Genomic DNA, 7,737 nt, shown 5'->3' on the forward strand with positions numbered 1-7,737 from the left:
CATAGTGACACACCCTAATCTCGCAGAAAAATATGCAGACGCATGCCACAACCAAGTTGGCGTAATCAGCTTAAATGACAGAGACAGCCTAAGAGTCATAAAACCCGCATCAAGCAACCTATACAACATAGATTCCAAGATCATATTCAGAATGCTTAGAAGATATGAATTCATATCTGCCTTAGAAGAAATTGAAGGTCATCCAATACGATTAGCAAACGGACTAATCAGAGAACACTGCCAACAACTATTTTCCAAACTGGATACGCAGACTGCGCACACACTATACCTTAATGCACTTAGGAAACGATCAACCAATGAGGAATCTGTAAAATTCCTTACGTCATTACCTGAATACTTGCGCATATTAGGTTATGCCACATCCCTTTCAAACATACAAAAACAAAGACTACTGACCTCCTTAGACTTACCACTACATTAAATTAAATTGCAAGGAACGCGATATGTATAGCCCTTACTTATATGCACGCCAGTATGAGTTGCTAGCCCTCCGAGCGTTAATAAAAGAAAGTATCGACCTAACTAAGCTAATACCAATCTTAGAGCCGGTAAAAACTGATACAAGTGATATTCGGCGCTGCATGGAAGCTTTTTCAAAAAAAGAACAAAATCTGATTGTAGTCGTAAATCCCGCACTGAATGAATTTTCGAAAAACCCACCACGCCAGAAGCAGTTTCGCGAGGATATCAATGACATCCTCGCGAAAAGCCCTTGTATTATTCCTGGCCTGGAAATTTCCGCTGGCATCACAGAAAAAACCCTGGAGAAATTTTTCATAAAGTACCCATCTCGGCCGGTAGCACTTTTACTTAACAACCCCTCGCTAGACCACAACGAACTGGCAACCTACACCCAGCATGTAGATACTCAATTTAACATTACCATAAACAACAAGACGACCACCGCACAAAACCAGGTAATACCCGTCAAAAAGCTGATTCATAACAACGATGATTTCAACAAAAAAAGTCGAAACGCCGACTATGGCGGTCATGAATTATTTACGGACCGTCACAACCTTATTGCTGATAAAGCTGCTGCATTTGGAGACTACACCGTCACAGGGAAGAAATTCGAGTTAGGAGGCGGCACTCCTGGGGCAGTTGCGATTCACACAATATATAAAAACTCGAAAAGTTCTGATATCTGGATTGAACATTTTGTTTCAGATGAAACTGATCGAAATGAAGGTAGCCCCGAGACAAAATTTCTTGAAGCCGCGCGTAAACTAATTAAGGCAGTCAAGTCAAGACCTGCTGAGTTTGGCTGGAATAGCGCCCTAGCAGAATATGAAAACCACGTAAATCTAAACACATGGTCAGGACTTGGAAAAAACAAAGAATACCAAATAAGACACCACATCAGCTTTATGCTGGACATATTAAACAAAAAATTATAAACCTCGCGAGAGCATCAATTTTTTGATGTTCTCCCTACGCCCAGACTACAGGGAAAATACTTTATCACGATGATATGAGAGGTATTTTTTCTGCCTACTATGGAACGATCCGAATTTCTTTTTCAGCGCGTCCCCCAAACCTAGACGCCCGAGATCAGCTAGACTTAATCGAGACGAGATTAGTAATGTACCGTCATCCTCAAAGCTGACCAGTCCTCTATCAAACAGACGATCAACATGAGGAGTCAATAGAAGCCCGTTTGCTCCGTCCAAACGTTCAGCGGCAGAAGTACAAAGAGACCAAGGCTTTATATGGCTGGCGACAAGCAATTCAGGTGTATAAATCTCAGTCAGACGGCAACCTTTTTCAAACTCGTAAATTCTTTCTCTAAAAACCCCTTGCCCTCTCCGCGCAGCGAAGAGCGTAGCTTTTACAGTATCATCGAGACTTCTATCATCCAATACTTGCTTCTCAATTGAATTCTCTAGATGACTGGCAACTTCAGCAGCAAATTCAGCTAAATACTCGTATGAGTCAACATTAAAAAAGTCGTCCCCCCCTAACAAAATATCGTAAATAGGTTTACCAACCTCTGCTAGATATGCATTTTGCCTTCCATGACCAGTTGCTGAATGGATTGGAGAGTACTTTAGTGGGAGGAATTCGCGAAGCTTTTCAATTTCTTCTTTCGGAATAATAGTTTTAGGAAGAGGCTGCCATTTGATAGCAAGCAGCCATCCCTGCTCACTCCAGTATGCACCTGCTGATCCAAATGAAGGTGGTTTCGGAGCAGCTGACGCAAATCCTGCCACTAATCCTATATATCGAATCTTCCCATGTGAAAAAGATATCACTGCATCTCCTGGAGAAGCCAGACGCATGTTGTCGTAAAACTGGTTACGAGAGTTATTCTTCTTGCGCATCGGCGACCAGAGAAACCCACCAGCAATCTCAAACTTGGATGTCTGCTTATGATTGACCCACCAATATCGCATTGCTTATCCCTAGCCCATCACGTCAAGGAAACAGATATATCTGTCGCACCTCCCGCAGATATTAAGCAGCCGAGTGAATTGGCCGACACAATCGCAGGAAATTTCCCACACGATATCTAGGTGTCCATTATGGGTAAAGCGCTAACGCGATCCTCGCTGAAAATTTTCGGAAATGCCCTACAGCTTTGCTCCTTGCCCACCCCGCCTACGCCCCCTACCCTTGCACCGCGCCTAAGAAACGCCCAAAGCAACTCAAAAGTAGCGGCCTGTCCGCCCCCGATAAAATGCGGCTTTTTGTACCTGCGGCCTCCGGCTGCGTGTCCTAAAATTTCTGCTATGTCGGGAGTGGACCAATACAAGACCCGCAAGGGGAATACGTCCGGCCTTTTCTACTTTTGAGGTTTCTTAACTCCCGACGCCTTAGCCCTAAAAAAGGCTGAATAAAGTAGAGATAACAACAATGCTCAACCCCGACCCACCAAGTCCAAACAGGCAACCCACACCCGAACCTCTCACCCCCACCATCTTCCACCGCCATCACCGCCCACTGCGCACGGTCCTGCTGGAATCCCAAGTCTGGTTCTGCGCCCAGGATTTCAGTCGGTTGATGAGTTGGCCGTTGAATGAGCGCACGACACGAAAGCTGGATGAGGATCAGCGTCGTGTTGTGTTGCTCGGCGCTCATTACGGGGCTGAGGAGGAGTTGATGGTGAGTGAGTCGGGTATCTACGAGATGCTGGTGTATCACTGTCATGCGGAGAAGCGCAGTTTGCGGCGCTGGATCACTAATGAGGTGGTGCCTTGTGTGCGTGATGGTGTGCCGCTCAATGACAACGCGCCGAGTTTGAGTCTGCTGCAATGGCCGGAGTTGTCGGTGTGTCTGTTGAATTGGCGGAGTGAGCCGTGGATCAGGTTGCGGGATATGCCGAGGTTGTTGCCCCATGGGCAGTTGCCGGAGGATTCGGTGCGGAGTAAGGGGTGGTTGTCGTGGTGGCGGGCGGTTTGGCGTTAATTGAGGCCGTTGCGCCCGAATGTTGGCACGACGAGCTTCATTCCTCGATAAGTATTCTGCGCAATGCGTCTTCTCGATGTTCACGACCGCTTGCCCATTGCGGGTGACTGGTTCGATAGCACGGCACTCCGTTGATCTTGAATGCCCATAGAGCTCTGGGTGTTATGACTTGGCTGTCAGTCCGGCTCGGGAAGAAGGCTTTGAGGTATTTGTCGTAACCCGTGCCGGTGGTAAAGAGAATGGCGTTAGGTTCAAGAATCTCGATTTGAGCTTCAAGCAGCTTTCGAGAGAGTTCACTGACCAACTGGAAGCTGCTTGTGCCGACCGGACTTTTACTGGATGAGCTGACGCAAAACAGGTTTGACCAGATGGCGGTCGATGGGAGGTATTGCTTACCGCCTGACAACAAGACATTGGCGACCCGGTAGAACTGCATGAACTTTGAGTCTTGGGGCGGTGCCAGGAGAAAGTTGCGGTGACGGTTCATCGCGGCGGTTACGCCCTCCACGTTCGCGGCCCGGCCAGATTTGATGGCGCATCTTGCGTTCGCCCAGGATCGGGTCTCTTTCCCTACAATCAGTACTTTTTTGCGCGCTACCAGGTAGTGCTCGCTGACGGTGGGCAGGAACATTCCGGAGAATGTGTTGGCCTCGTTGTACAGGCTGTCCAACTGAGCGTTTTCAAGAATGCTCAGGTATCGAGTAGCCAGTTGGGCGTTGATGGCTTCGTGACTCATTGCTGAGGTCGTCCTTGATGTTTATGGAGTTGGCGGATTATTGGGCCACAGAGATTTATTGGTGGACCGGCCTCAGTGCGAGCGAGGTTGATCGCCATTTTTGGTTGATCGTCCGGACGTTTTTTGTCTGTGACGGATGTGGCGACTGGGCTCGCGTCATCGCGAGCAAGCTCACTCCTACAGGTCCAATGTTTGCTGCGCGACAGCGTGGTGTCAGGGACATCAGGGCAGCGCCTACAGTTTTTTGTCTGTGACGGGTGTGGCGACTGGGCTGGCGTCATCGCGAGCAAGCTCACTCCTACAGGTCCAATGTTTGCTGCGCGACAGCGTGGTGTCAGGGACATCAGGGCAGCGCCTACAGTTTTTTTGTCTGTGACGGATGTGGCGACTGGGCTGGTGTCATCGCGAGCAAGCTCACTCCTACAGGTCCAATGTTTGCTGCGCGACAGCGTGGTGTCAGGGACATTAGGGCTGCGCCTACAGATGGGCTTCACTCATGTCTCGGGCTGTTATCTCGCTGCGTCAGGGTGATCCGGTAACTCGTCAGTTTTTCGCCCTCGGTCAGGTACTGTTTGCTGAAGTATCGATAGACCGCGCCCTGTAGCTCGATATTTATGCCGTTGTGGGTGTCACGGATGGCGATGTCTTTCGGGTCGCTGTCCGTGATGAGAAATCCGCTGGTTTCATTCAACTGCTGCAGTATCTCTGTGTCATTGCCCTGCAGTGGCTTCTTTATGTAGAAACGAAGCGTATTCGGATCGGTTGCTGGCGCGAAGTAACGCGTTGCGTAGAGCCAGGCACCACCGGGCAGTTCTCGCTTCAAGACCACTTCGTCAGCATCGCCGGGGCCGTCGAGCAAATGGATGGCGACTGATGCGATCCCGACGAATGCGAGCACCCAGAACCCGATTTTGTAAAAGGAATTGGAACTCATACGGTTCAGTTTTGGCATAGCGAATCCGTCTTGATATCCACCGTTCGTGGGTGCGTTTGTCTGTAACGGATTTGGCGACTGCGCGGCCTCGTCATTTGGTTTACAACGTGCTGAGCCGCTTCATCGACCATCGAATCGGGCGATAAGAATAAGCAGGGCGATCGGGCCAGACGGTTGTTGTCTGGAAATCTACCTCCAGCGTATCGCCAATAAAGCGTCCGTTGAAGGTGTTAACCGTGGTGTAGACGAGTTCACCGGTTCTGCTCTTGAGCGGGGTGTGCGACTCGGCGGTGAAGCGGTCGCCCGTGCGAGTAATCGCGATGGGAGCATCTACGTCGGCGCCGTCGCCCTTGATGTACTCGTCAAATTTACTCAGAACTGCATCGGGGTCTTCAACGGTACGCCAGTAGATGAAGTGGGTGTCGTCGGTGAACGTCAAGTAAGCATGCCAAGGCACCAATTGCGGCTGCTCGGTTTCTGCATACCAGACTTTCTCCCGAGCGGCGGAGCCCGGCCAAGTGGCACAACCCGACAGCGCGAGTAGAAAAAGCACGGCAATCAATGTCTGTTTCATGCGTCCGTTCCTGATGGTTCATTTTCTGGCTTTACGTTGGTCGAGGGTAGTGTGTCAGGTATGCCGCTTCGCCAACAAGTTCGCTCCTGCAGGGGATCGGCGGGGCCTGTCACTTGGCGTCCAGGCTGGCCTCTTCCCGGATCAATCCGGCCATTTTCCTTCGGGGCGCAATGCTGAATACCGCGTATGTGACAGTTTCCGGTATGCCCCTCCCCCTTTCGTCGAAGGTGTCTCAAGTTTCCAAAGTTGGGTCGATAGGGTGTTGAGTACATCTACCCCTTCGTTGGAAAACAGGAATCTCGTATGCGTCTTAGAAATCTCAACGTGGCGCCCCGCGCTGCCCTGTTTTTCGCGTTGATTATTGCGTTGGTCTTTGTGCTTGGCGCGTTTGCCGTGGTGCAGATGGGCAAACTGAGGGACGCCGAAAAGGAAGTCGAACTGAACTGGATGGCCAGCATTCGACAGACGGCGTTGATGAACGCTACGGTCCTTCGCTTGAGGCTCGAAACACAGCGTGGCCTTGCTGACCCTCAGTCCATTCAAAAGACTATTGATAGCTTCCCTGGTTACCGTAAGACGTTCACCGATGCGGTGGCGCAGTACGATTCCCTCGTCGGGGATGACAAAGAGCGCACATTGTATGCGCAGGTAAGAAACAGCGCCGATGCGTACTCCAGACAGTTGGACCTTCTCGAACCCATGATGAGGCAGGGTGACATCGCGGCTGCGGTGAGCCTGGTGAGTACCGGTATCCGTCCGCTGACGAATACGATGGAGCAGCAGATCAAGGATCTGACCAATTACAACAACGAAGGCGCAGCACAGGCCGGGCAGAACGCAACGGATCTTTACAACAACGGGCTCTGGCTGGTTGTCGGCATTATTGCTGGGGTAATCGTGCTGACGGTCGGCTTGGCATTGCTGCTGACGAAGAGCATCACGTCTCCCATTAATGATGCCCTGACCGTCGCTGAGCGTATCGCGGCCAGTGATCTCTCCAAAGAGGTACTGGTCAGCGGCACTGACGAAGCCGGGCGATTGTTGAAAGCCCTCGCACAGATGCAAGCGAACCTGCGCAGCACGATCATGGAGATATCTGATTCATCCACCCAACTGGCCTCGGCGTCAGAAGAGATGACGGCAGTCACCGAAGAATCGAGTCGGGGCCTTGTTGCCCAGAACGATGAGGTCAATCAAGCGGCAACAGCGGTCACGGAAATGAGCGCGGCCGTTGACGAAGTCGCTCGCAACGCAGAGTCGGCCTCCCAAGAGTCGAAGCGTACTCAGGGTTATACCGAAGAAGGCTTGGCGCGAGTTGCCCAGACATTGAAGTCCATTCAGAAGTTGAACGGTAACGTTGAAAACACGAGTGAGCAGATTCAGGGGTTGTCGGATCGCGCTCAGGGCATCACTAAAGTTGTCGAGGTCATTCGGGCGATTGCTGAACAGACCAACCTGTTGGCGTTGAACGCTGCCATCGAAGCAGCACGAGCAGGCGAGCAAGGTCGTGGGTTTGCGGTGGTGGCTGACGAAGTCAGAGCGTTGGCCCATCGCACTCAGGTATCGACTCAAGAAATCGAACAAATGATTGCTGCTATTCAGAACGAATCTGATCAGGCGGTGAAGGCGATGAATACGAGCAAAGACCTGGCGACTGAATCACTGGGCGTCGCCCAGGAGGCCAGTACCTCGCTGGATCAAATTGCCACGGCCATTGTTCAGATCAACGAACGTAACCTGCTGATCGCGACCGCCTCTGAAGAACAATCCCATGTGGCGCGTGAGGTTGACCGCAATCTGGTCAGCATTCGCGAGCTGGCAACACAGAGTGCCGCGGGTGCGAGCCAGACGGCCAGTGCCTGCGGTGAGATGTCGAAACTGGCGGTTAACCTGAATCAGCTGGTGAGCCGGTTTGTGGTGTAGTCATGCACTCAGACATACGCGAGCCAGTGGGCCCTCATCAAACAACAATCTGATTTGAAATATTTGGCTGTAGGAGCGCACGAGCACCGCGAGGCCGCGATGGCGGTCTGTCTGATACACCGCTATCGCGGCCTCGCGGTG

Annotated in this window: 8 protein-coding genes; 4 read left to right on the forward strand and 4 right to left on the reverse strand. The window is 51.3% G+C overall.

Annotation, left to right across the window (positions count from 1 at the left end):
* Both H8S59_RS26835 and H8S59_RS25005 read left to right on the forward strand, forming a co-directional pair.
* A partial coding sequence (locus tag H8S59_RS26835; protein ID WP_214658462.1) for a hypothetical protein occupies positions 1-442 on the forward strand: 442 nt, incomplete at its 5' end.
* 22 nt (positions 443-464) lie between these two features.
* Entirely contained in the window at positions 465-1,421 is a 957-nt protein-coding gene (locus H8S59_RS25005) for a sce7725 family protein (RefSeq protein WP_187523163.1), read from the forward strand.
* A 45-nt stretch (positions 1,422-1,466) separates the two neighbouring features.
* Here the strand turns inward: H8S59_RS25005 and H8S59_RS25010 are convergent, their stop codons facing one another.
* The gene (locus H8S59_RS25010) at positions 1,467-2,417 is read right to left on the reverse strand and encodes an HNH endonuclease (RefSeq protein WP_187523164.1); all 951 of its coding nucleotides are present in this window, start codon (positions 2,415-2,417) and stop codon (positions 1,467-1,469) included.
* 460 nt (positions 2,418-2,877) lie between these two features.
* On the opposite strand from H8S59_RS25010, the gene H8S59_RS25015 reads away from it, so the two are divergent.
* Positions 2,878-3,429 carry a BRO-N domain-containing protein gene (locus H8S59_RS25015; RefSeq protein ID WP_187523165.1) on the forward strand — a complete coding sequence of 184 codons (552 nt, stop codon included), beginning with the start codon at positions 2,878-2,880 and terminating at the stop codon, positions 3,427-3,429.
* A 37-nt stretch (positions 3,430-3,466) separates the two neighbouring features.
* Here H8S59_RS25015 and H8S59_RS25020 read toward each other — a convergent pair whose 3' ends face one another.
* The 3 genes from H8S59_RS25020 to H8S59_RS25030 all read right to left on the reverse strand — a co-directional run bounded on the left by H8S59_RS25020 (position 3,467) and on the right by H8S59_RS25030 (position 5,673).
* Positions 3,467-4,165 (reverse strand): uracil-DNA glycosylase family protein, encoded by a 699-nt coding sequence (locus H8S59_RS25020; RefSeq protein WP_187523166.1) that lies wholly within the window; start codon positions 4,163-4,165, stop codon positions 3,467-3,469.
* 490 nt (positions 4,166-4,655) lie between these two features.
* Entirely contained in the window at positions 4,656-5,117 is a 462-nt protein-coding gene (locus H8S59_RS25025; protein WP_187523167.1) for a carbohydrate binding domain-containing protein, read from the reverse strand.
* An 82-nt stretch (positions 5,118-5,199) separates the two neighbouring features.
* A complete protein-coding gene (locus H8S59_RS25030; protein WP_187523168.1) occupies positions 5,200-5,673 on the reverse strand; it encodes a hypothetical protein in 474 nt (157 codons plus the stop codon).
* 303 nt (positions 5,674-5,976) lie between these two features.
* On the opposite strand from H8S59_RS25030, the gene H8S59_RS25035 reads away from it, so the two are divergent.
* A complete protein-coding gene (locus H8S59_RS25035) occupies positions 5,977-7,596 on the forward strand; it encodes a methyl-accepting chemotaxis protein (protein ID WP_187523169.1) in 1,620 nt (539 codons plus the stop codon).
* Positions 7,597-7,737: the final 141 nt, after the last annotated feature.

The organism is Pseudomonas folii (genome assembly GCF_014357575.1).
GTDB classification, from domain to species: Bacteria; Pseudomonadota; Gammaproteobacteria; order Pseudomonadales; family Pseudomonadaceae; genus Aquipseudomonas; species Aquipseudomonas folii.

Bases quoted from the DNA above. Each gene is read 5' to 3' on its own strand.
- H8S59_RS25005 (WP_187523163.1), top strand. From the start codon at position 465: ATGTATAGCCCTTACTTATATGCACGCCAGTATGAGTTGCTAGCCCTC.
- H8S59_RS25030 (WP_187523168.1), bottom strand. From the start codon at position 5,673: ATGAAACAGACATTGATTGCCGTGCTTTTTCTACTCGCGCTGTCGGGT.
- H8S59_RS25035 (WP_187523169.1), top strand. From the start codon at position 5,977: ATGCGTCTTAGAAATCTCAACGTGGCGCCCCGCGCTGCCCTGTTTTTC.
- H8S59_RS25010 (WP_187523164.1), bottom strand. From the start codon at position 2,417: ATGCGATATTGGTGGGTCAATCATAAGCAGACATCCAAGTTTGAGATT.
- H8S59_RS25025 (WP_187523167.1), bottom strand. From the start codon at position 5,117: ATGCCAAAACTGAACCGTATGAGTTCCAATTCCTTTTACAAAATCGGG.
- H8S59_RS25015 (WP_187523165.1), top strand. From the start codon at position 2,878: ATGCTCAACCCCGACCCACCAAGTCCAAACAGGCAACCCACACCCGAA.
- H8S59_RS25020 (WP_187523166.1), bottom strand. From the start codon at position 4,165: ATGAGTCACGAAGCCATCAACGCCCAACTGGCTACTCGATACCTGAGC.